This is a genomic window from Billgrantia kenyensis (assembly GCF_013697085.1).
In the GTDB taxonomy this organism is placed as follows: Bacteria; Pseudomonadota; Gammaproteobacteria; order Pseudomonadales; family Halomonadaceae; genus Halomonas; species Halomonas kenyensis.
In genome coordinates this window covers 18,525-37,167 of record NZ_JACEFT010000014.1, presented here as the reverse complement: position 1 = coordinate 37,167, position 18,643 = coordinate 18,525, and the positions used below count along the sequence as shown (strand labels likewise).

22 protein-coding genes are annotated in these 18,643 nt (G+C 64.6%); 7 read left to right on the top strand and 15 right to left on the bottom strand.

Annotated elements, in window-relative coordinates:
- Positions 1–11 precede the first annotated feature (11 nt).
- Genes H1D44_RS12340 through H1D44_RS12330 form a run of 3 tightly spaced genes read left to right on the top strand, consistent with a single transcriptional unit; the run spans position 12 to position 1,479 of the window.
- Entirely contained in the window at positions 12–572 is a 561-nt protein-coding gene (locus H1D44_RS12340; protein WP_181515160.1) for a hypothetical protein, read from the top strand.
- Positions 573–1,163, top strand: a complete 591-nt coding sequence (locus H1D44_RS12335) for a cytochrome c oxidase subunit 3 (RefSeq protein ID WP_181515159.1) — start codon at positions 573–575, stop codon at positions 1,161–1,163.
- Positions 1,164–1,167: 4 nt separating this feature from the next.
- A complete protein-coding gene (locus H1D44_RS12330; RefSeq protein WP_181515158.1) occupies positions 1,168–1,479 on the top strand; it encodes a cytochrome C oxidase subunit IV family protein in 312 nt (103 codons plus the stop codon).
- A gap of 73 nt (positions 1,480–1,552) precedes the next feature.
- Here H1D44_RS12330 and H1D44_RS12325 read toward each other — a convergent pair whose 3' ends face one another.
- The 15 genes from H1D44_RS12325 to H1D44_RS12255 all read right to left on the bottom strand — a co-directional run bounded on the left by H1D44_RS12325 (position 1,553) and on the right by H1D44_RS12255 (position 14,735).
- The gene (locus H1D44_RS12325; RefSeq protein WP_181515157.1) at positions 1,553–1,759 is read right to left on the bottom strand and encodes a hypothetical protein; all 207 of its coding nucleotides are present in this window, start codon (positions 1,757–1,759) and stop codon (positions 1,553–1,555) included.
- Positions 1,760–1,772: 13 nt separating this feature from the next.
- Entirely contained in the window at positions 1,773–3,710 is a 1,938-nt protein-coding gene (locus H1D44_RS12320; RefSeq protein WP_181515156.1) for a nitric oxide reductase activation protein NorD, read from the bottom strand.
- 229 nt (positions 3,711–3,939) lie between these two features.
- Complete coding sequence (locus H1D44_RS12315) at positions 3,940–4,761, bottom strand: CbbQ/NirQ/NorQ/GpvN family protein (RefSeq protein WP_181515155.1); 822 nt, start codon at positions 4,759–4,761, stop codon at positions 3,940–3,942.
- 92 nt (positions 4,762–4,853) lie between these two features.
- Positions 4,854–6,218 (bottom strand): cbb3-type cytochrome c oxidase subunit I, encoded by a 1,365-nt coding sequence (locus tag H1D44_RS12310; RefSeq protein ID WP_181515154.1) that lies wholly within the window; start codon positions 6,216–6,218, stop codon positions 4,854–4,856.
- 30 nt (positions 6,219–6,248) lie between these two features.
- Positions 6,249–6,695 (bottom strand): c-type cytochrome, encoded by a 447-nt coding sequence (locus H1D44_RS12305; RefSeq protein ID WP_181515153.1) that lies wholly within the window; start codon positions 6,693–6,695, stop codon positions 6,249–6,251.
- Positions 6,696–6,928: 233 nt separating this feature from the next.
- On the bottom strand, positions 6,929–7,252 hold the full coding sequence (locus H1D44_RS12300) for a carboxymuconolactone decarboxylase family protein (RefSeq protein WP_181515152.1): 324 nt from the start codon (positions 7,250–7,252) through the stop codon (positions 6,929–6,931).
- Positions 7,253–7,348: 96 nt separating this feature from the next.
- Entirely contained in the window at positions 7,349–7,738 is a 390-nt protein-coding gene (locus tag H1D44_RS12295) for a SirB2 family protein (protein ID WP_181515151.1), read from the bottom strand.
- 30 nt (positions 7,739–7,768) lie between these two features.
- On the bottom strand, positions 7,769–8,971 hold the full coding sequence (locus tag H1D44_RS12290; RefSeq protein ID WP_181515150.1) for an NnrS family protein: 1,203 nt from the start codon (positions 8,969–8,971) through the stop codon (positions 7,769–7,771).
- A gap of 114 nt (positions 8,972–9,085) precedes the next feature.
- Positions 9,086–10,612: a cytochrome D1 domain-containing protein gene (locus H1D44_RS12285; RefSeq protein ID WP_238984507.1), complete on the bottom strand. Its 1,527-nt coding sequence runs from the start codon at positions 10,610–10,612 to the stop codon at positions 9,086–9,088.
- Positions 10,609–11,469: a uroporphyrinogen-III C-methyltransferase gene (cobA, locus tag H1D44_RS12280; protein ID WP_181515149.1), complete on the bottom strand. Its 861-nt coding sequence runs from the start codon at positions 11,467–11,469 to the stop codon at positions 10,609–10,611. The genes H1D44_RS12285 and cobA overlap by 4 nt, the downstream gene beginning before the upstream one ends.
- A 48-nt stretch (positions 11,470–11,517) precedes the next feature.
- The gene (nirJ, locus tag H1D44_RS12275; RefSeq protein ID WP_181515148.1) at positions 11,518–12,717 is read right to left on the bottom strand and encodes a heme d1 biosynthesis radical SAM protein NirJ; all 1,200 of its coding nucleotides are present in this window, start codon (positions 12,715–12,717) and stop codon (positions 11,518–11,520) included.
- Positions 12,718–12,745: 28 nt separating this feature from the next.
- Positions 12,746–13,288 carry a siroheme decarboxylase subunit beta gene (gene ahbB / locus H1D44_RS12270; RefSeq protein WP_181515147.1) on the bottom strand — a complete coding sequence of 181 codons (543 nt, stop codon included), beginning with the start codon at positions 13,286–13,288 and terminating at the stop codon, positions 12,746–12,748.
- Entirely contained in the window at positions 13,263–13,745 is a 483-nt protein-coding gene (locus H1D44_RS12265; RefSeq protein WP_181515146.1) for an AsnC family transcriptional regulator, read from the bottom strand. The genes ahbB (H1D44_RS12270) and H1D44_RS12265 overlap by 26 nt, the downstream gene beginning before the upstream one ends.
- Entirely contained in the window at positions 13,717–14,265 is a 549-nt protein-coding gene (gene ahbB, locus H1D44_RS12260) for a siroheme decarboxylase subunit beta (protein WP_220128072.1), read from the bottom strand. Before ahbB (H1D44_RS12260) ends, H1D44_RS12265 begins: the two co-directional genes overlap by 29 nt.
- Complete coding sequence (locus tag H1D44_RS12255) at positions 14,262–14,735, bottom strand: AsnC family transcriptional regulator (RefSeq protein ID WP_181515145.1); 474 nt, start codon at positions 14,733–14,735, stop codon at positions 14,262–14,264. The genes ahbB (H1D44_RS12260) and H1D44_RS12255 overlap by 4 nt, the downstream gene beginning before the upstream one ends.
- A 267-nt stretch (positions 14,736–15,002) precedes the next feature.
- Here H1D44_RS12255 and H1D44_RS12250 point away from each other — a divergent pair, with 267 nt between their 5' ends.
- The 4 genes from H1D44_RS12250 (at position 15,003) to hmpA (ending at position 18,515) form a co-directional block, all read left to right on the top strand.
- On the top strand, positions 15,003–15,356 hold the full coding sequence (locus H1D44_RS12250; protein WP_181515144.1) for a c-type cytochrome: 354 nt from the start codon (positions 15,003–15,005) through the stop codon (positions 15,354–15,356).
- A gap of 14 nt (positions 15,357–15,370) precedes the next feature.
- Positions 15,371–16,588: a cytochrome D1 domain-containing protein gene (locus tag H1D44_RS12245; RefSeq protein WP_275299092.1), complete on the top strand. Its 1,218-nt coding sequence runs from the start codon at positions 15,371–15,373 to the stop codon at positions 16,586–16,588.
- A 79-nt stretch (positions 16,589–16,667) separates the two neighbouring features.
- Positions 16,668–17,231, top strand: coding sequence for a Yip1 family protein (locus H1D44_RS12240; RefSeq protein WP_181515143.1), 564 nt, complete (start codon positions 16,668–16,670; stop codon positions 17,229–17,231).
- A 111-nt stretch (positions 17,232–17,342) separates the two neighbouring features.
- Positions 17,343–18,515, top strand: coding sequence for an NO-inducible flavohemoprotein (gene hmpA / locus H1D44_RS12235; RefSeq protein ID WP_181515142.1), 1,173 nt, complete (start codon positions 17,343–17,345; stop codon positions 18,513–18,515).
- Positions 18,516–18,643: the final 128 nt, after the last annotated feature.

Here is an 18,643-nt window from a genome sequence, read left to right as displayed (position 1 = left end):
GAGCAAACGATATGACCACTGCCGTTTCGCTTGATCCCAGTCTGTCACCGCGCTCGAGCGCCGTCACCGGCCTCGCCTGGGGCTTCATTGCTTTCTCCACGCTGACAGTGGCCCTGCTCACCCTGCCGCTGCTGCCCGGCGATGCGCTGGTCGCCTCACTGGGCGTGGAAGCCGGCAGCGGCGGGCTCACCGGTGGGGCGGCCTGGTTGATCGAACGCAGCAATACCTTCGCCAGCCTGCTGATGGTGGGAGCTGCCGTGACCCTGGCGCTCTCCGTCGCGCTGCTGCAACGGCGGCGCTGGGCACGACCGGCCTTCCTCGGCCTGATGGCGGCCGGCTTCGTCGGCGTACTGGGCGGTGCTGCCCTGACCCCGCTGACGTTCGGCTTCATGGCCGATACAGGCAACATGGCCAGCTCCGAGGATTCGGTGACGGGCCTGATCGGCGCCCTGTCCGTGCTGATCATGGTAGCTACGGTGCTGGTGGTGCTGTTCGCCTGGGCCGGCTGGAAGCTGACGACGCCTGCCGTTCGCGCCGAGTTCGAGAGAACCCCCGTCGCCGCGGAGGGCTGAGTGACGGACCGCTACCCGACATCTGACCCGCGGCCGCTGCCCAACCCGGGCTGGGGGCCGCTCTCGGCGCTTCCCGGCAACCCGCTGATGTGGGTGTTGATCCTCAGCGAGATGGTGGTCTTCGCCGCCTTCTTCGGCCTGTTCGCCTGGCTGCGCGCCGGGGAGCGGGAAGTCTTCGACGCCTCCCAGCAGCTCCTCGACCCGGTGGCCGGCGGCCTCAACACCATGGTGCTGCTGACCAGCGGTCTGTTCGCTGCCCTGGCGGTTCAGGCCATCAAGGCGGGGCACGTGCGACGCTGCCGCCAGTGGCTGTGGGCTGCCTTCGCCCTGGGCGTGGTGTTCTGCGTGGTCAAGGTGGTGGAGTACGCCGACAAGCTCGGCCAAGGGCTCATGCCCGAGACCAACACCTTCTTCACCTTCTACTACCTGCTGACCGGGTTCCATTTCGCCCACGTGCTGTTCGGCCTGGGGCTGATCGCCCTGGTCGCGTGGCGCATCTCCCACGCCAACGTGGAGACCGCTGCTGCCTTCTGGCACATGGTCGACCTGATCTGGATCCTGCTCTACCCGATCATCTACCTGCTGAGGTGAGCCCATGGGAGCCATGCAGAACGCCCTTCGCAACGCCGCCACGCGCCGGCTGCTGATCACCTGGGCGGTGCTGATGGGACTGACCCTGATCACCATGCTCTCCGCCCAACTCGGCGGAGAAGCCCGCCTGGCCGCCCTGCCGCTGTGGTCGGCGGGCCTGCTGCTGGCCACCACCTTTTTCAAGGCTCATCGGGTGCTGATGGTCTACCTAGGTCTCAGTGATGCCTCGCCGGCCTGGCGCGGCGCCTTCGTCGGGCTGGTGCTGGCCACGCTGGTGCTGGTGGCATCGGGGTATCTCGTTGCCCAACTGGCGTAGTCTGGCCCGTGTAAGGACTCAACGAAACGGCGCAGCTATCGAGGATAGCGGCGCCGTTGGCTGTGGCACAGGTTCAATACGAGGGTGGCGGTGGTCCGACACCGGCCCACTCCGCCAGCCTTCGACCCAGGCGGATCAGGCCGTAGACGGCGAAAGGAGCAACGAACATCATCAGGATGCCCCAGTCCTGGGTGTTGATCACCCACACCAGCGGAATGACCACCGCGAAGGCGGCCAGTAGACCGAGGACGAGGGCGATAGCGGGGCGATTGGCGGTCATGATCTTTCTCCCCTTAGTGGCCAATGATCTGGCGGTATATGCCGGGCAATGCGAGAGAGAGATGCTCCGGCCGGTTGATGATGGCGTAGCTGCCGCGACCAAACAGGTGAGAGACATACTGGTGCGCCTCGCTGTCGATGGTCACGCCGAACACCCGCACCTCCTGCTGGCGCGCCTCGAGCACCGCCCGGCGGGTGTCCTCGATGCCGTAGCGGCCCTCGTAGTAGTCAGTGTCATTGGGCTTGCCGTCGGTGAGCAGCAGCAGCAGCCGGTGGCGGTTGGGCCGCTCGGAGAGCTCCTTGGCCACATGACGAATGGCCGGGCCCATGCGGGTGTAGTGGCCGGGCTTGAGCGCCGAGACGCGCCTGGCCACCCGCTCGCCCATGGGCTCGTCGAAGGTCTTCAGGGTATTGACCCACACCCGATGCCGCCGGTGCGAGGTGAAGCAGTGGATGCTGTAGTCGTCGCCGCAGCCGGCCAGGCCATGGCCCAGCACCAGCAACGCCTCCTTGGCCACATCGAGCACGCGGCGATCCTCCAGCCAGGCGTCGGTGGAGAGCGACACATCGACCAGAATCGATACGGCAAGGTCGCGGGCCTGCTGGCGTGTGGCCTGGTAGAGCCGGTCGCTGGACTCGCCGGTGGCGGCCAGGTCGCAGCGTGAGCGGATCACCGCGTCCATGTCGAGCTCGGTGCCGTCGTACTGACCGCGCAGGGTCTCGCGGCGTGGGCGCAGCGCCTCGAACTCACGCCGCACGCGGCGGATACGCCGCTGGGTGGCGGCGTCGGGCTCCCACTGCTCGCCCTCCTCGCTTTGCAGTTCGGTGTGCACCAGGCAGTGGTCGGGCAGGTAGCGCTGCTTGCGGTAGTTCCACTCGTGATAGGGGTGCTTGCCGCGCAGGCGCTCGCCGACCGCCTCGTCCGGCGGCAGGTCGAGGTCGACCTTGATACGCGTTGCCGCCCGCTGCTTGTGCGGGCTGAGGATGATCTCCTCCATCTGCTCGGCGGCGCGCTTGGCTTCCTCGTCCTCGTTGTCCTCCACCAGACGGTTGAGGTTCACCATCTCGGTCCAGGAGAGCATCTTCTCGAAGCGGTTGGCGATCAGCGGATCGTCGCGCTCGGTCTGGTCCTGGCGCTTGCGCTCGGCCTTGCGCTTGCCGTCGCTGACGGTCTGGGCGCTGTTGGTCTCGCCCTCGTGGGGGTCTTCCTGACTCTCGTCGCGCCCCGCTCCGGTACCGAGTGTCACCACCTGCCCCCACAGCGGCACCGGTAGCGGCGGGCGATAGCCGCGAGGGGCCTTGAACTCGTCCAGGGGAAGTGACGGGTCCTGCACGGCGCATTGAATTGCCCTCGCCCAGCCTTCGAGCTCGAGTTCCTCGCCGAGCACCACGCGCAGCGCCTGCTCCAGCGCCAGCTCCATCGGTGGCAGGCGCTTACGTTCCGGGCGCACCAGCAGCAGCGCCAGGCTCAGCCGGCGATAGCGCTCGGCAAGCCCGGGGAATCGCTCGAGCGCTGCGTCCCGAGCGCGTACTGCCTCACGCAGGCGGGCCAGGTCATCACGCAGCGGGTCGCCCTGCAGCGGTGGCTTGTGCGCCACTGCCAGGTAGGCAACCAGCCAGAAGTAGAGGTCACGGTTGAGTTCGGCGTCAGGAAAGAGATCGATGCGCGGCGGCAGCAGCAGGTTCTCCTCGTCGCGCCGCGCCTGGTCGATGGCCTCGTCGTCGAAGCCAAGCCGCTGGCGCAGCGACAGCCGGTGGTTCGAGCTACGCGCGACGATCGCCGCCACTTCCACGCCCGCCTCGCCGCCGCTGGCGCGAAAGAATACGCCGAGCACGTGGCGCATCTGCTCCATGGAAACGGCCGCTTCCGGATAGCGCTGGTAGCTGGCCGCACTGGAGGCCCAGCGATGCCAGTGGCGACCGACGAACTCTTCGAGCTCGAGAAACTGCATGGCCAATCCTCCTACTCCTATTAAGGGAGCGCTGAGACATGTCACGAGCGAAGATAGGCTGGGCGCCGCCGGAGCGCAGAACCGAGCGAAGCGACAAACATCCGGAGGATGACCCCGAAGGGGCGAGGAACCGAAGGTTCCGAGTCAACCGGAGTGTAGCCTGCTACACGAGGATTCCGAGCACCGCCGGCGATCAGGATATCGAGCGCAGTAATGTGTCAGTGCTTCCTCAGCCGAAAGTGGCGCGAATCGACTCCAGCAACCCTTCCTGCACGTCCAGATCGTCCGAGAGTGGCTCGACCAGGGTGGCGCGGGTGGCCTCGAGGATCGGCATGCCGGCGTTAATCAGGGTGGCGCAGTAGACCAGCAGGCGAGTGGAGACGCCCTCCTCCAGGTCCTGGCCCTTGAGTTCGCGCAGGCGACCGGCCAGGTTGACCAGGGCGGCGCAGCGCTCATGCGACAGGCCGCTCTCGCGGGCGACGATATCGCACTCCACCCGAGGCGGGGGAAAGTCGAACGACATCGCCACGAAGCGCTGGCGGGTACTCGGCTTGAGCGACTTGAGAATGTGCTGGTAGCCGGGGTTGTAGGAGACTACCAGCATGAAATCGTCCGGCGCCTCGAGCAGCTCGCCGGTTCTCTCCAGCGGCAGCAGGCGGCGGTCATCGGTCAGGGGGTGCAGCACCACGGTGACGTCCTTGCGCGCTTCTACCACCTCATCGAGGTAGCAGATCCCCCCCTCACGCACGGCGCGGGTCAGCGGGCCATCTACCCAGCGGGTCTCGCCACCCTGCAGCAGGTAGCGACCGGTGAGGTCGGCGGCGGTCAGGTCATCGTGGCATGAAACAGTGAACAGCGGACGGCCCAGTTTCGCCGCCATGTGACTGACGAAACGGGTCTTGCCGCAGCCAGTCGGCCCCTTGAGCAGCAGTGGCAGGCGCTGCCGGTATGCCTGCTCGAACAGCGAACACTCGTTGCCGACCGGTTCGTAGTAGGGCAGGTCACGCTGGAAGGCGGTAGTGGCTGAAGCAGCGATAGCAGATTGAGACATGGCGATCTCCAGGGGGCGTGGGTCGAGAAGGCCGGCTCGCGGGTGGGCTTGCCAGCCTTCTCGGACGGGGCGGCATGCGCCCCGTCAGTGGCTCACTTGGTGGCGGCCTCATGGTCGATGATGGAGGGGTGCTTGACGTGAGCGCCTACCTGCTGGCGCGCCGGCCCGAAGACCGCGTAGAAGAACATGGCGGCGGCCAGGGCAACGAAGACGCCGGTGCCGAAGCGCATCACGTAGAACAGCTCGAGCTGCGCCTGTACCTGCATGAAGTTCATGCCCAGCACCCGCTGCAGGTGGGTCTGCACCACACCGGCGAAAGTCAGGGTGAAGGTCATGAACCACATGGCCGAGGTCATGATCCAGAAGGCCCACATGTTGAGCACCTGGTTATAGGGCTGCACGCGGCGGATCTGCGGCATGGCATAGGTGATGATACCCATGATCAGCATCACGTAGGCGCCATAGAAGGCCAGGTGGCCATGAGCCGCGGTGATCTGGGTGCCGTGAGTGTAGAAGTTGATCCACGACAGGGTGTGCATGAAGCCCCACACGCCAGCGCCGAAGAAGGCCACGGCGGCACAGCCCAGGGTCCACAGCATGGCGGCCTTGTTGGGGTGGTTGCGGCTGCCCTTCCAGAACATGTAGAAGGCGAATACCACCATGGCGAAGAACGGGATCACCTCGAGCGTGGAGAAGATGCTGCCGATCGGCTGCCAGTAGGCGGGAGTGCCGATCCAGTAGTAGTGGTGACCGGTACCCAGCAGGCCCGAGAACAGCGCCAGACCGACGATGACGTAGAGCCACTTCTCGATGATCTCGCGGTCGACGCCGGTCATCTTGATCAGCAGGTAGCCAAGCAGCGAGGCCATGATCAGCTCCCACACACCCTCAACCCAGATGTGCACGATCCACCACCACCACAGCTTGTCCAGCGCCAGGTTGTCGGGGTTGTAGAAGGCGAAGAGCCAGAATACCGCGGCCAGCCACAGGCCCAGCATCAGCACCATGTTGATGGCGGTCTTGCGGCCCTTGAGCATGGTCATGCTGGTGTTGAACAGGAACATCAAGAACGAGACTGTGATTACGATCTTCGCCCACAGCGGCTGCTCGAGATAGTGCCGCCCCTCGTGGATGCCGAACTGGTAGCTGATCAGCGCACCGGCACCGGCAATGGCAAACAGCAGTAGCTGGAAGTAGGCCAGATTGGGACTGTAGATCTCGTTCTCGGCCTCTTCCGGCATCAGGTAGTAAGTGCTACCCATGAAGCCGATCAAGAGCCACACGATCAAGAGGTTGGTATGACTGGTACGGGTGATGTTGAAGGGCATCGCCTCGGCCATGAAGTGCGGCCACACATAGGCTGCCGCGGCCGCAAGCCCGAAGAGGATCTGTAGCGCGAATAGCGCCATGGCCAGCATGAAGAAGGGCAAGGCCACCTTCTGCGTTTCATATTTCATCGTTCGACTCCTTGGTTCCTGGAACTTGGATCAGCCTGCCGGGTGCGGCGGCCAGCCCTTGGTATCGATGGAATCGGTCCACTCCAGGAAGTCGATCAAGGCCTGCATCTCTTCATCATTGATGTCGAAGGCAGGCATCTGACGACGGCCGGGGGCACCGGTGGGCTGGGCATTCATCCATGCCTCGAGCGCCATGCGTGCACCCTCGGGATTGTCGCGACCACCAAAGCGAGTCCAGACGTTGCCTACCTCGGGCGCGAAGTAGGAACCTTCGCCGAGGATGGTGTGGCAGTTGATGCAGTTGTGCTCTTCCCAAACATGCTTGCCCAGACGAACGGAGTCCGACATGGGCTGGGTCGAGGTGTTGACGATGTAGAAATGACTGTGTGCCGTCAGTGCGGCAAACAGCAGGAAAAAGAACAGCGAGCCCCCGTAAAAGATATTACGGGCCGCCGCCTTGGTGAGGCCTTCGGTCATGGGCCTTTCCCCCTTGCTGGTGACACTTCAGGGACCAGCGACCGAAGTCGGCGAGCCCCACCCCTTAAACAAGCATCTTCAATGCATCTTAAGAGTACAGCCCCGGGGTGGAAGCGGCATTGACCTTCGTCAAATCGGCAGGCATGAGGAAAGGGAGTCGCGGAATTACAGGCCTGGGGAATAGCGGCCGATTGTCGCACGGCGGGCCGAGCAGGCCCGCCAATAGTAACCGTCTAGTCTCTGGCGTCGGTGATGTCCTCGATCCAGGTTAGAGCCGCGACTCCCGCCGGCAGCCCCAGGGTCGGAATCGCGAGCATCGCGACCTGCTTGAGCGCTTCTGGCTCGATGCCTTCATCCATGGCGCGTCGCATATGCGAATGCACGGCGCCTTCCGAGCCTCCGCCCACCGCCAGAGCCAGCTTGACCAGGCGCCGTGTACGGGCATCCAGCGGGCCCGACTCGGCACACGCCTTGCCCAGCGAGGCAAAGGCCCGCCACACTTCGGGATAGTCATCGGCCACCTTGCCGGCACCGGAAGGAAGATCTTGATTTGCCATGCGGTTTTCCTCGTACTGCGGTGAATGTCTCGCCAGGCCTTCAGTATAGAAGCCTGTCGCGTCGAAGAAAGCCGGCCCAAGAATCACACCGCCCCCTCAGGGTAGGAAGAACCAGGCGTCCTTGGTCATGGCAGTGCCCATGATATAGAAGAAGACCACGATGGCGCCCAGCGCGGCCAGGCCGCGTGTCAGCGGCGTACGCCCGCGTTTGATCGCCACGGTACCGAGCAGGATGTAGCCGAGCAGGCCCAGCAGCTTGGCGGCCAGCCACGGGTGCTGATGCGGCCACATGGAGAGCATGGTCATGAGCATGACACCGAGCAGCAGCAGCAGGGTGTCATTGATGTGGGGCAGGATCTTCACCCAGCGCCGCTGCAGTAGGGAGATCTCGCGCACCGACCACCAGGCGCGCAGGATGAAGAAGGCGATGCTCAGCACCGCCGTGGTCATGTGCAGGTGCTTGATCAGAAAGTAGTGCTCGATCATCGGCTGGCTCCGTCCCTAGCGCTCTCCCGGCTATCCTTCCTGCCCGTCCACGCGGGCGCTCAATAAGGGCAGGGTATAGTGAAACAGGAAGATGAGATAGGCGATGCACCAGAAGATGATGCTCAGGTTGTAGGTCCAGTGGGTAATCTGGGGGAACATCGCCAGCACCGGCGAGCGCAGCAGAGCACCGGCGAACATCAACGCAAGGCCTACACCGATGCCCGGCAAGGTACGAATCTCACGCCCGGTGTGCCCCAGCGATACCCGCGCCATCATCGCCAGCATCATCGCCGCAATGCCACCGATGGCCAGCGCATGCAAGGCCAGCTCGACGCGAAACGCACCCATCAGCGCCATGGCCCACATGGCCAGGCCGACCGGCACGAAGGCATAGCTCAGGTGCAGGCCCCACAGCAGCGGCTCGTGCAGGGTAAGATGCCCCTCCCAGCGCACCAGACGCACCAGGCTGGCCACAGCCGCAACCAGCATGACCGCCGCCAGGAGAGGTGACGGAACCGGTACGCCGAGCAGTACCAGCAGTTGCAGCACTACCACCGCCAGCATCGAGACCAGGGTGAGCTTCTCCAGCCACACGACCGGCTGCGGCTGGGGCCGCCCCAGCTTGCGCGAGGTAAAGAAGGGGATGACCCGCCCGCCCAGCAGCACCATCAGCATGGCAATCAACAGCACGCCAAGATAGCCGCCCTCGCGAATCAGCTCGAATTTACCCAGGGCCACACCCAGATGCATCGCCAGGTTGGCGCCTGCCAGCAGCAGCAGCACCGGAACGAACATCAGGTTGCGCCACAGCCGGGCCGCCACCACCAGCCGTCCCATGGCCAGCGCCGCCAGCGGCAGGAAGGCCACGTCAAGGGTGATCAGCAGCCACGTCGGCAGTCCCATGGGGTAGGCCAACAGCAGTCGTGCCGCCAGCCAGAGCGCCACCAGGCCGAGCAGCGGTGCGCCACTCAGGCTCTTGCGACCGGTCCAGTTCTGCACTGCGGTGAGCAGGAAGCCCACCACCACGGCGGCGCCGAAGCCGAAGATCATCTCATGCTGGTGCCACCACATCAGTCCACCATGGGGCCTCAGCAGGATGTCGCCATGCCAGAAGGCGAACCACACCACCATGGACAGCACGCTGAACAGTGCGGCCAACAGGAAGAAGGGACGGAAGGCCAGACGCGCCACGGGCAGGTGCGTCTGGCTGGGAGCGGCTGCGGCTGATTTCATGACGTGATACCCGACTTGAACGCTTGGATGAATCCATTATGGCGATTCGCGCCGGGCGGCTTCATGACGAGTATCAAGAATGCTTCTTTTTAATCGCCACGCAGCCAATGAGCTTTAATGACTTGTTCCCTCTTCGTACTGGGTCTTGTTCCACACATTGTACTTGCCCGAGGGACGCTTCATGGGCATGCGGTCGATCTCCTCCAGGGTATTGCCGTCGATCCACAGCAGGTAGCCGTCGTCATCCCAGACGCTGAGCAGCAGCGTCTCGCCGCGGCGATCGAACTCCACGTGGGCAGCGGTCTTGCCCGGCTCGGGAATCAGGGTCTCGACGATCTCCAGACTCTGCTTGTCGATCACGTGCACCCGGTCGTGATTGGGACCGAAGAAGACATCCACCCAGGCGTAGGGCGAGTTCTCGTGGCTACGCATGAAAAAGCCGGGACCATCGGTCTCGATATTGGTGATCAGCGACCAATCGGTCATGTCGAAAACCGACACCAGCCCCTGGTCAATATGCGGAATCGCCATGACGCGGCGGCCATCGAGCTCCCAGGTGATACCGGCACCCAGGTGCGGCATGCCTTCCAGCGGCAGGTCGGCGACCTTGACCTCCTCGTCCATGTCGAACACCTGCCCGCCCTTGCCGCCGCGGGCGGCACCGACCAGATAGCGGTACTCCATGTCGAAGAAGAAGTCGTCGAGATAGTCCGGCGCCTCCATGCGGTGCAGGGCGAAGTCGCCCACCAGCGCCTCGTCACCGGCGGCGCGCTCCTCGGGCCAGCGGATCTCCCATACCTCGGGAATGTCGCGCAGGGCGGCGACGAAGCTGTTGCGCGGCGGCGCCGTGTAGACGGCGCTGACACGAGAGGTTTCACCGTTGAGGCCTTCCACCGGGATGGAGGCGATCAGTTCGAGGTTACGGGCATCGAACAGCACCAGGGTATGCGGCAGGTAGTTGCCGGCCAGCACGTAGTTGCCATCGGCAGAGACGGCAATGTTGCGCATGTTGATGCCCGCGCGCACTTCGGCGGTCACCTCGAGATTGTAGATATCGTACTTGGTCACCCATCCGTCACGAGAGCCAAAGTAGACGTAGCGGCCGTCCGGCGTGTACTTGGGGCCACCGTGCAGCGCATAGCGGCTGGGGAAGCGGGTGATGCGCTCGAAGGTATCGCCATCGAGCAGGCTGACGTGATGGTCGCCAATCTCCACCACGATGAACAGGTTCTTGAGATCCTCGACCTCGAAGACCGGCTCGTCAGGCAGTGTGCCGTACTCGTGATTGACCACGTGACTGGCCAGGATGTCCTCGTCGGTCCAGCTGGGCTCGACCTCGGGCGGCTCATAGATCCATTCGGCCAGGGCGGCGATCTCGGCTTCGCCAAGCAATGCGTCATAGGCAGGCATCTGGGTTGCGGCTCGACCGTCGCGGATTACCTCGACGGCCTCGGCGGGCTTGAGCCGCGAGAGGTTGTCAGGCAGCAGCGCCGGGCCGATGCCGCCCAGGCGGCTCACGCCGTGACACACCGCGCAGTGATGATTGTAGAGCACGTTGGGATCGGGCTCGTCGGCCAGGGCCGGCACGGCTGGGAGGGCCAGGCCGAGCGTGGCGGCCAGCAGAAACTTGGTTGATCTCACAGCGCCAGCCTCCTCATGGCCATGGATGGCTCGATATCGGTATCGGTTCGCGTCAGGCGCGTCATGCCCGGAGCCAGGGCATCGGCCAGACGCACCACCTCCCCCACCACGATCAGAGTGGGCGGCTTGAGCGATTCGCGTTCGATCACCTCCACCAGATTCCCCAGGGTCGCCAGCACATGACGCTGCTCTGGGGTCGTGCCGCGCTCCACCAGCGCTACCGGGTGGTCTGCGGGCAGACCATGGCACTGCAGCTCACGGCTGATCAGCTCGGCATTGGCCAGCCCCATGTAGAACACCGCAGTGTGGTGGGGAACTGCCAGGGCGGCCCAATCCAGGGTCAGCTCGCCGTCGGCCTTGGCATGCCCGGTGACAAAGGTCACGCTCTGGGCATGATCGCGGTGGGTCAGCGGGAAACCGGCATAGGTGGAACAGCCGGAGGCAGAGGTGATTCCCGGCACCACGCGAAAACCGATGCCGTTCTCGATCAGGTACTCGGCTTCCTCACCGCCGCGGCCGAAGATATAGGGGTCGCCGCCCTTGAGCCGCAGCACGCGCTCTCCATCACGGGCCAGCCTGACCAGCAGGGCATTGGTCTCCTCCTGGGGCAGCGAATGGTGGCTCGAGGCCTTACCCACGTAGTAGCGCTTCGCCTCTGGGCGCGCCAACGCCAATACCTCCGGCGACACCAGGCGATCGAACACCAGGCAGTCGGCCTGCTGCAGAAGTGACAGTGCACGCAGTGTCAGCAGCCCGGGGTCGCCGGGACCGGCGCCGACGATGGCGACCTCGCCGGGCGCCAGCGGCGCCTCGTCAAGGTCGAAACTCAGGTGTCTCGAATGGCGATGTGTGGTCATGGTCGGCCTCTCCCCGAAGCGTCAACTCATTTGATTTATGTTCACGGCCTAGAGCTCGACGCTCTGAATGGCGTCATGGGGCGCCGCTACGCGCCGCTGGCGGTCCGCTTCGACGCCAATCTCCTCGTTGCTGAGGTAGCAACCGGGATCCTCTTCCCAGGGGTCGTTGGTGACTTTCCATGCCCGTACCCGGGTGTTTCCGTTACAGATCGAGAGGAAGCGGCAGTCGGCACAGCGCCCCTTGAGCGGACGCGGGCGCTGGCGGAAGCCCTGCATCAGCTCATCTTGGGTAGTGCTCCATATTTCGGAGAACGGCTGCTGGCGCACATTGCCGATATCGTGGTCCCACCAGAACGTATCCGGATGCACCGTGCCCAGGTTGTCGATGTTGGCGATATGCTCACCCGAGGCATTTCCGCCCCAGTTGACCAGGCGCTGCTCGAGCGCCTCCGCCTGCTCGGGGAAGTGCTCGCGCGCCCACATCAGCAGGAAGGGGCCGTCGGCATCGTTGTTGCCGGTGACGTATTCGCGCTCTATGCCGCGCTCGAGCTCCGCCCGGCAGTGATCGAACAGCCGGGTCATGGCGTCGCGGGTCATCTGGTACCAGGCATCCTGCTTGCGGTGACGATGGCCGCGCCCGCCGTAGTTGAGGTGCGAGAGGTAGAACTTGTCGACGTCGTGCTCGTCGATCAGCGCCAGGATGTCATCGAGCTGTTCGTAGTTCTGCTGGGTCAGGGTGAAGCGCAGCCCCACCTTGATGCCGTGCTGCTTGCACAGCTTCACTGCATGCATCGACTCGCGAAACGCCCCCTTGCGACGGCGGAAGTCGTCATGGGTGGCCTCGAGACCATCGATGCTGATACCCACGTAGTCGTAGCCGCATTCGGCGATACGCTCGATGTTGCTCTCGTCAATCAGGGTGCCATTGGTGGAAAGCCCGGTGTAGATGCCGAGCTCCTTGGCCCGCTGCGATATCTCGAAGATATCCGGGCGCATCAGCGGCTCGCCGCCGGAGAGGATCAGTGCCGGTACGCGGAAACGCTTGAGGTCATCGAGTACGCTGAAGACCTCCTGGGTGGAGAGTTCGCCCTTGAAGTCGATGTCCGCCGACACCGTATAGCAGTGCTTGCAGGTCAGGTTGCAGCGGCGAATCAGGTTCCAGATCACCACCGGACCGGGGGGCTTGTGGGCCGGTGGCACTGGCGTGGGTTCCAGCAGCGACTTGACGTAGCGGGTGACGCGGAACATAGGTACCTCCTCTGGCGCGGCGCGGGTCTCAGCGCGGCGGACCGGGCTGGCGTGCAAGCCGCAAGCCGGTCTTCTTGAGAATGCGGGAGCTGTAAAGGATGCGGTGGTCGCGGCAGGCCTCACCGAGCCGCTCGCGCAGCGCCTCGGCCTGGCGCTCGACCTCGGCCTGACTCTTGCCGTGCAGCATCACGAACAGGTTGTAGGGCCACTCGGGCAGGTGACGCGGTCGCCGGTAGCAGTGGCTGACGCCCGGGATCGTCGCGACTTCGCGACCCAGTCGCTGGATATGGGCATCGTCCACGTCCCACACCGTCATGCCATTGGCCACATAGCCCAGCCGGTAGTGATTGGGCACCGCCGCGATCCTTCGAATCACGCCGCTTTCCTGCATGCGCTGCATGCGTGCGCGGACAACTTCGCCTGTGAGGCCGAGCGGCCTGGCCACCGCTCCCCAGGGATCCGGTACCAGCGGCAGGCCCGACTGGGTGGCCAGCACGATGGCGCGGTCGATGGCGTCGAGGCCGCCCTCGGCGGCCTCGGCCGGCTCAGACGGGCAGGTGGAGACGGACATGGAATTCCTCCTGCTTGGGCATGTTGAAGACCGCAAGGCCAGTGGCGGCCTCGATCGCCACGATCACCTCGGCAATACGCTCGGGCGTCTCGGTGGCCAGCACGAACCACATGTTGAGGCGATGCTCGCGACGATAGTTGTGAGCCACCTCGGGAAAGGCGTTGACCGCCGCGGTGACTCGCTCGTAGTCGGCTTCCGGCACTTCCAGCGCGGCCAGGGTCAGGCCGCCGCCCAGGCGTTCGGCGTGGTACATGGGGCCGAAACGGCTCAGCACCCCGTCATCCAGCAGCCGCTCCAGGCGGTAGAGCAGTTCGCCTTCGGAGAGCTCGAGTTCCGCCGCCACTTCGGCATAGGGCGACTCGACCACTGGCAGGCCATCCTGCAGGCGGTTGATGATGCGCCGATCGGCGCTATCCAGGTCGGCCGGCTCAGGCCGGTGGGCAAGCTCGACGCTCATGGCTGTCGTCCTCACGGGTGTAGCGACCGCCGCGCTGCTTGTAGGCCTTGAGGCTGAACAGCACGCGATGGGGTGTTTGATGCAATTGCTGCCGCTCGATGATGTCGGCCAGCGACGCCAGCACGCGATCACGCTGCGTGCCGTGGATCATGCAGAACAGGTTGTAGGGCCAGTCGGGCAGGCGCCGCGGTCGGCGGTAGCAAAGCGTCACGGCGGACTCCTTGGCCAGCCGCCGCCCCACCTCCGACACGATGTCGTCGGGCAGATCCCAGACCACCATGGCGTTGGCTCGAATGCCCAGCGCATGATGACGCACCACCAGTCCCAGGCGCTTGATCAAGCCTTCGTGCTGCCAGCGCTCGACCCAGCCCAGCACTTCGTCTTCGCTCATACCGCACTGCTCGGCCAACGCCAGCCAGGGTTGCTCGGTGAGCGGCAAGCCTCGCTCGAGCAGCGCCCGAAGCCGCTCTGGCGAAGCCCCCCGATGGGGCAAGGTGGAGGGCATCGAAAGGCTGTTCATGGCGTCTCCAGCTCAGCCCAGGGAATCGGGAAACCGAGGTCGATGTGGAAGCCCTCGAGCATCGGCAAGCGCAGCACCGGCACGCCCAGCTCCTCTTCCAATGCTTCGAGGCGGGACTCGAGCTGGACCTCATCGGCCGCCGTCATCACGAACCAGAGGTTGAAGTCGTGTTCGCGAGCGTAGTTGTGGTTGACGCCCGGCGAACGATTGATCACCGCGGCCGCCGCATCGCGCTCGGCCTCGGGCACCGCCACCGCCGCCAGCAGGCTGGCTCCGGCCAGGGCATGGTCGAAGACCGGCCCTACCCGGCTCAACACCTGGCTCTGCTGCAGCTCTCTCAGGCGCTCGATCACTGCCGCCTCGCTCACTCCCAGGCGCTCGGCCATGGCGGCAAAGGGCCGGGAGTCCAGCGGCAAGCCGCGCTGAAAGGCATCGATGAGGCGACGGTCGAGTTCGTCGAGTGCAGCCATGGGCAATTACCTGACGATGGTGGATGCATGGTCTTAAGCGGTATCTTACATGTGAGTTCAGCTACGAAAGTGGCCATTGACGCTGCTGTTGACGCAAGTCAAAAGAGGTATTTTCAAAGCGCCTTTAAACCCGGCTTCCAGCCGCTACTTGCCAAGCCATTGACATTCGTCAAAACAATGGCGGTGTCGGAACGCAACACTGCGGGAACGCTGCGCTCCGCTCGAGCCCAGGATTGCTTTCCATTCGTTGCACCGAGAGGCTTCCCCATGCACCTGCCGGCCCTGTCCCTGTTGCTCATCGGCTTGCTGTTCCCAGCCGCCGCCCTGGCGGAGACCCGCGCAGACACGCTCGATTCCGAGCGCCAGGCAGAGCTGAAAACATTGCTCTACCAGGACTGTGGCTCCTGCCACGGCATGACCCTGCGTGGTGGGCTAGGGCCGGCGCTGCCCCGAGACCGTATGGAAGCCTTCAGCCCCGAGGCGCTGACCTACATCATCCAGCACGGCATACCCGGTAGCGCCATGCCAGGCTGGAAAACGTTGCTCAGCGATGCGGAGGCGCGCTGGATTGCCGACCACCTGCGTACCGACAACTCCCTGGAAACGCTGCAACAAGACTGACCCGGAGATCTGCCATGCCTATGCCACATCCGCTGAAGACACTGCTTGCCGCCAGTGCCCTGGCCCTGATGACCGCCGGCCAGGCCCAGGCCGAGACTCCCTCTGCGGGGCCGGAGCTTCGCGGCACGGGGGATCTCGGCGTGGTCATCGAACGCGCCACCGGCAGCGTGGCGCTGGTCGACACCACCCAGCGGAAGGTATTGAGGCATGTCGAAGGCTTTGGCGACCTTTCCCACGCTTCGGTCAAGTTCACCCGCGACGCCCGCCGCGCCTTCGTTTTCGGTCGTGACGGCGGGCTGACCCGCCTCGACCTGCTCACCGGCGAGGTCGACGGGCGCATCATCCAGGGGGGCAACAGCATCGGCGGCGCCATCTCCCAGGATGGCCGCTTCGTTGCGGTGGGCAACTACGAGCCGGGCGGAGTGAAGGTGTTCGACACCGAGACCATGGAGCTCGTCATCGACGTGCCGGCCACCTATGAGCGCCCCGACGGCACCACCGACCAGGCCAAGGTGGTGGGCGTGGTGGACGTTCCGGGCAACATCTTCGTCTTCAGCCTGTTCGAGGCCGGCGAGATATGGACCCTGGACATGTCCACCGAGGAGCCCGAGCTGACCAAGTATCGCGACGTGGGCAGCATGCCCTATGACGCCCTTATCACCGCCAACGGCCGCTATTACATCGCCGGCCTGTTCGGCGAGGACGGCATGGCGCTGCTCGATCTGTGGCACCCGGAGAACGGCGTGAAGCGCATCCTGCCCGACTACGGTCGCGGCGAGGAGCGCCTGCCGGTGTTCAAGATGCCCCACCTGGAGGGCTGGGCCATGGCCGGTACCCAGGCCTTCTTCCCCGCCGTGGGCCGCAACGAGGTGCTGGTGGCCGACACCAGCGACTGGTCGCTGACTAACCGCATCGAAGTGCATGGCCAGCCAATCTTCGTCATGAGCCGCCCCGACGAGCGTCAGGTGTGGGTCACCTTCGCCCATCCACTCAACGACAAGGTACAGGTGATAGATACCCAGACCCATGAGGTGATCGAGACCCTGGAGCCGGGCAAATCCATCCTGCACAAGGAGTTCACTCCACGCGGCGAGCAGATCTGGATCTCGGCTCGCGACAGCAACGAGGTGGTGATCTACGACACCCGCACCTTCGAGGAGCTGGCCAGGCTGCCGGCCGAGTCGCCCAGTGGCATCTTCTTCACCCACCGGGCCCACAAGATAGGCTTGTAGGAAGGGGGTATTGACAGGCTCTCGTCTCGCAGCTAAACCAAGGAAAACAATGATTTTTTCCTGACGCGAGAGCCTCTTGATGGATATCAACCATATCCTGCAACTGCCCTTCACCCAGGAGGGTGGCTGGCAGCAGCTGCGGCGCCAGCGCCCTTCCCTGAATGCCCTGATCCTGCGTGTGGTGCTGCCGCTGTCGCTGCTGCCGCCTGTCATGCTGCACTACGCCATCCACCAGCACGGCAACGCCCTGCTGCCGGGCCTGAGCGAACGCCCTTGGGCACTGATCGCCCCGACGCTGCTGACCGCCGAGCTGCTCACCTTCCTGATCATGGGCTGGCTGATCCACGGCGTGGCCGGCGCCCATCGGCTGAAACTTTCGCTGAACGACGCCTATCTGCTGGCGGCAATGGCCCCACTGCCGCTATGGTTTGCCTCGCTGACCCTGTTCGTGCCCGACATGCTGTTCATCGTCAGCGGCGTACTGCTAGCGCTGATGGTCTCCTGTGGGCTGATCTATCACGGTCTTCAAGCGCTTTGCGAGCGCGAGAAGCACGATATCATGGTCATGTCGGCGACCTACACGGTCACTGCGTTCGGCCTGATGGCCTGGGGCGTGCTGCTGGCCCTGGTCTGGGCGCTCTAGACCTATCCGATAACCCGCGTGAACACCGCGACAATACGCCTCAGGATGGTGCGGGATTAAAGATGTATTTTACATGCATATTATAACCCCCCCCAGACGAAGGAGAGACGCATGCTCACCCAGCAGCAGGAGCAGCTCATCGAAGCCACCGCCCCGGTGGTTGCCCAGCACCTAGACGCCATCACCCAGCGCTTCTACCCCCTGATGTTTGCGCGCTACCCCGAGGTGGCGTCACTGTTCAATGCCGCGCACCAGCAGAGCGGTGCCCAGCAGCGCGCCCTGGCCGGCGCCGTACTGGCCTACGTGCAGCTGCGCCAGGACCCTGCCAGAGCGCGGGAGGTACTGGCCACGGTGGTCGAGAAGCACGTGTCGCTAGGCATTCAGCCTGACCAGTACCCCATCGTCGGCGAATGCCTGATGGCCGCGATCGGCGAGGAGCTTGGCGACGCCCTGACCCCGGAGATCGCCGCGGCCTGGACTGCCCTTTACGATGAGCTGGCCGGCCTGCTGATCGAGCTGGAGGAGCGGCGCTACCGGGCCTTTGCCGAGCAGCCAGGCGGCTGGCGCGGCCTGCGCCGCTTCCGCATCGCGACCACGCGCCAGGAGAGCGCCGTGATCCGCTCCTTCGTGCTCGAGCCCGAAGACGGCGGTCCGGTGGCGGATCACCAACCCGGCCAGTACATCGGCGTGCGTCTCGACATCAATGGCGAGCCGGTCTATCGCCACTACAGTCTGTCGGACTTGCCCAACGGGCGGACCTATCGCATCTCGATCAAGCGCGAAGTCGAAGGTCGGGTAAGCCGCCACTTTCACGACGAACTGGACGTTGGCGATGTCGTGAACCTGCTTCCTCCAGCCGGCGAGCTGACGCTGCAGCAGGGCAACGAGCCGCTGCTGTTGGTCAGCGGCGGCGTGGGCCAGACACCACTCCTGCCGCTGGCTCGACAGGCCCTGGCCCAGGGCAGGCAGGTGGTCTATCTGCACGCCGCCCTTGATGCCAGGCACCACGCCTTTCGCGAGGAAGTCGATGCACTGTGCCAGGCACATCCGTCACGGCTCAAGGCCGTCGCCATCCATGAACATGGCGATGAAGCCGACCATCGCGGCCGCCTTGATCGCGAGCTGCTGCGGAGCTACCTGCCGGAATCCAACCCGCGCTGCTATTTCGTAGGCCCGCAGGGCTTCATGAGTGCAGTCGACCAGGCCCTGGCGGAGCTCGGCATCGAGGCGGATCGCCGCCACTTCGAACACTTCGGCCCGTCGCGGCCGCTCGATGCGGCGTGATGCTGGCATCCGGTCCCATGCGCCCTGCCTCGGCAGGGCCGCCAAGTCAGCTTCCGGCGACAATCCCGCTTCGCCATGACCTTCATCAAGAGCCGCCCGAGCATAGTCGACTAGCATGGTCGGGTTTA

Excerpts from the sequence above, each read along its gene's own strand:
- H1D44_RS12340 (WP_181515160.1), top strand. The coding sequence starts at position 12 with ATGACCACTGCCGTTTCGCTTGATCCCAGTCTGTCACCGCGCTCGAGC.
- H1D44_RS12330 (WP_181515158.1), top strand. The coding sequence starts at position 1,168 with ATGGGAGCCATGCAGAACGCCCTTCGCAACGCCGCCACGCGCCGGCTG.
- H1D44_RS12325 (WP_181515157.1), bottom strand. The coding sequence starts at position 1,759 with ATGACCGCCAATCGCCCCGCTATCGCCCTCGTCCTCGGTCTACTGGCC.
- H1D44_RS12320 (WP_181515156.1), bottom strand. The coding sequence starts at position 3,710 with ATGCAGTTTCTCGAGCTCGAAGAGTTCGTCGGTCGCCACTGGCATCGC.
- H1D44_RS12315 (WP_181515155.1), bottom strand. The coding sequence starts at position 4,761 with ATGTCTCAATCTGCTATCGCTGCTTCAGCCACTACCGCCTTCCAGCGT.
- H1D44_RS12310 (WP_181515154.1), bottom strand. The coding sequence starts at position 6,218 with ATGAAATATGAAACGCAGAAGGTGGCCTTGCCCTTCTTCATGCTGGCC.
- H1D44_RS12305 (WP_181515153.1), bottom strand. The coding sequence starts at position 6,695 with ATGACCGAAGGCCTCACCAAGGCGGCGGCCCGTAATATCTTTTACGGG.
- H1D44_RS12300 (WP_181515152.1), bottom strand. The coding sequence starts at position 7,252 with ATGGCAAATCAAGATCTTCCTTCCGGTGCCGGCAAGGTGGCCGATGAC.
- H1D44_RS12295 (WP_181515151.1), bottom strand. The coding sequence starts at position 7,738 with ATGATCGAGCACTACTTTCTGATCAAGCACCTGCACATGACCACGGCG.
- H1D44_RS12290 (WP_181515150.1), bottom strand. The coding sequence starts at position 8,971 with ATGAAATCAGCCGCAGCCGCTCCCAGCCAGACGCACCTGCCCGTGGCG.
- cobA (WP_181515149.1), bottom strand. The coding sequence starts at position 11,469 with ATGACCACACATCGCCATTCGAGACACCTGAGTTTCGACCTTGACGAG.
- nirJ (WP_181515148.1), bottom strand. The coding sequence starts at position 12,717 with ATGTTCCGCGTCACCCGCTACGTCAAGTCGCTGCTGGAACCCACGCCA.
- ahbB (WP_181515147.1), bottom strand. The coding sequence starts at position 13,288 with ATGTCCGTCTCCACCTGCCCGTCTGAGCCGGCCGAGGCCGCCGAGGGC.
- H1D44_RS12265 (WP_181515146.1), bottom strand. The coding sequence starts at position 13,745 with ATGAGCGTCGAGCTTGCCCACCGGCCTGAGCCGGCCGACCTGGATAGC.
- ahbB (WP_220128072.1), bottom strand. The coding sequence starts at position 14,265 with ATGAACAGCCTTTCGATGCCCTCCACCTTGCCCCATCGGGGGGCTTCG.
- H1D44_RS12255 (WP_181515145.1), bottom strand. The coding sequence starts at position 14,735 with ATGGCTGCACTCGACGAACTCGACCGTCGCCTCATCGATGCCTTTCAG.
- H1D44_RS12250 (WP_181515144.1), top strand. The coding sequence starts at position 15,003 with ATGCACCTGCCGGCCCTGTCCCTGTTGCTCATCGGCTTGCTGTTCCCA.
- H1D44_RS12245 (WP_275299092.1), top strand. The coding sequence starts at position 15,371 with ATGCCTATGCCACATCCGCTGAAGACACTGCTTGCCGCCAGTGCCCTG.
- H1D44_RS12240 (WP_181515143.1), top strand. The coding sequence starts at position 16,668 with ATGGATATCAACCATATCCTGCAACTGCCCTTCACCCAGGAGGGTGGC.
- hmpA (WP_181515142.1), top strand. The coding sequence starts at position 17,343 with ATGCTCACCCAGCAGCAGGAGCAGCTCATCGAAGCCACCGCCCCGGTG.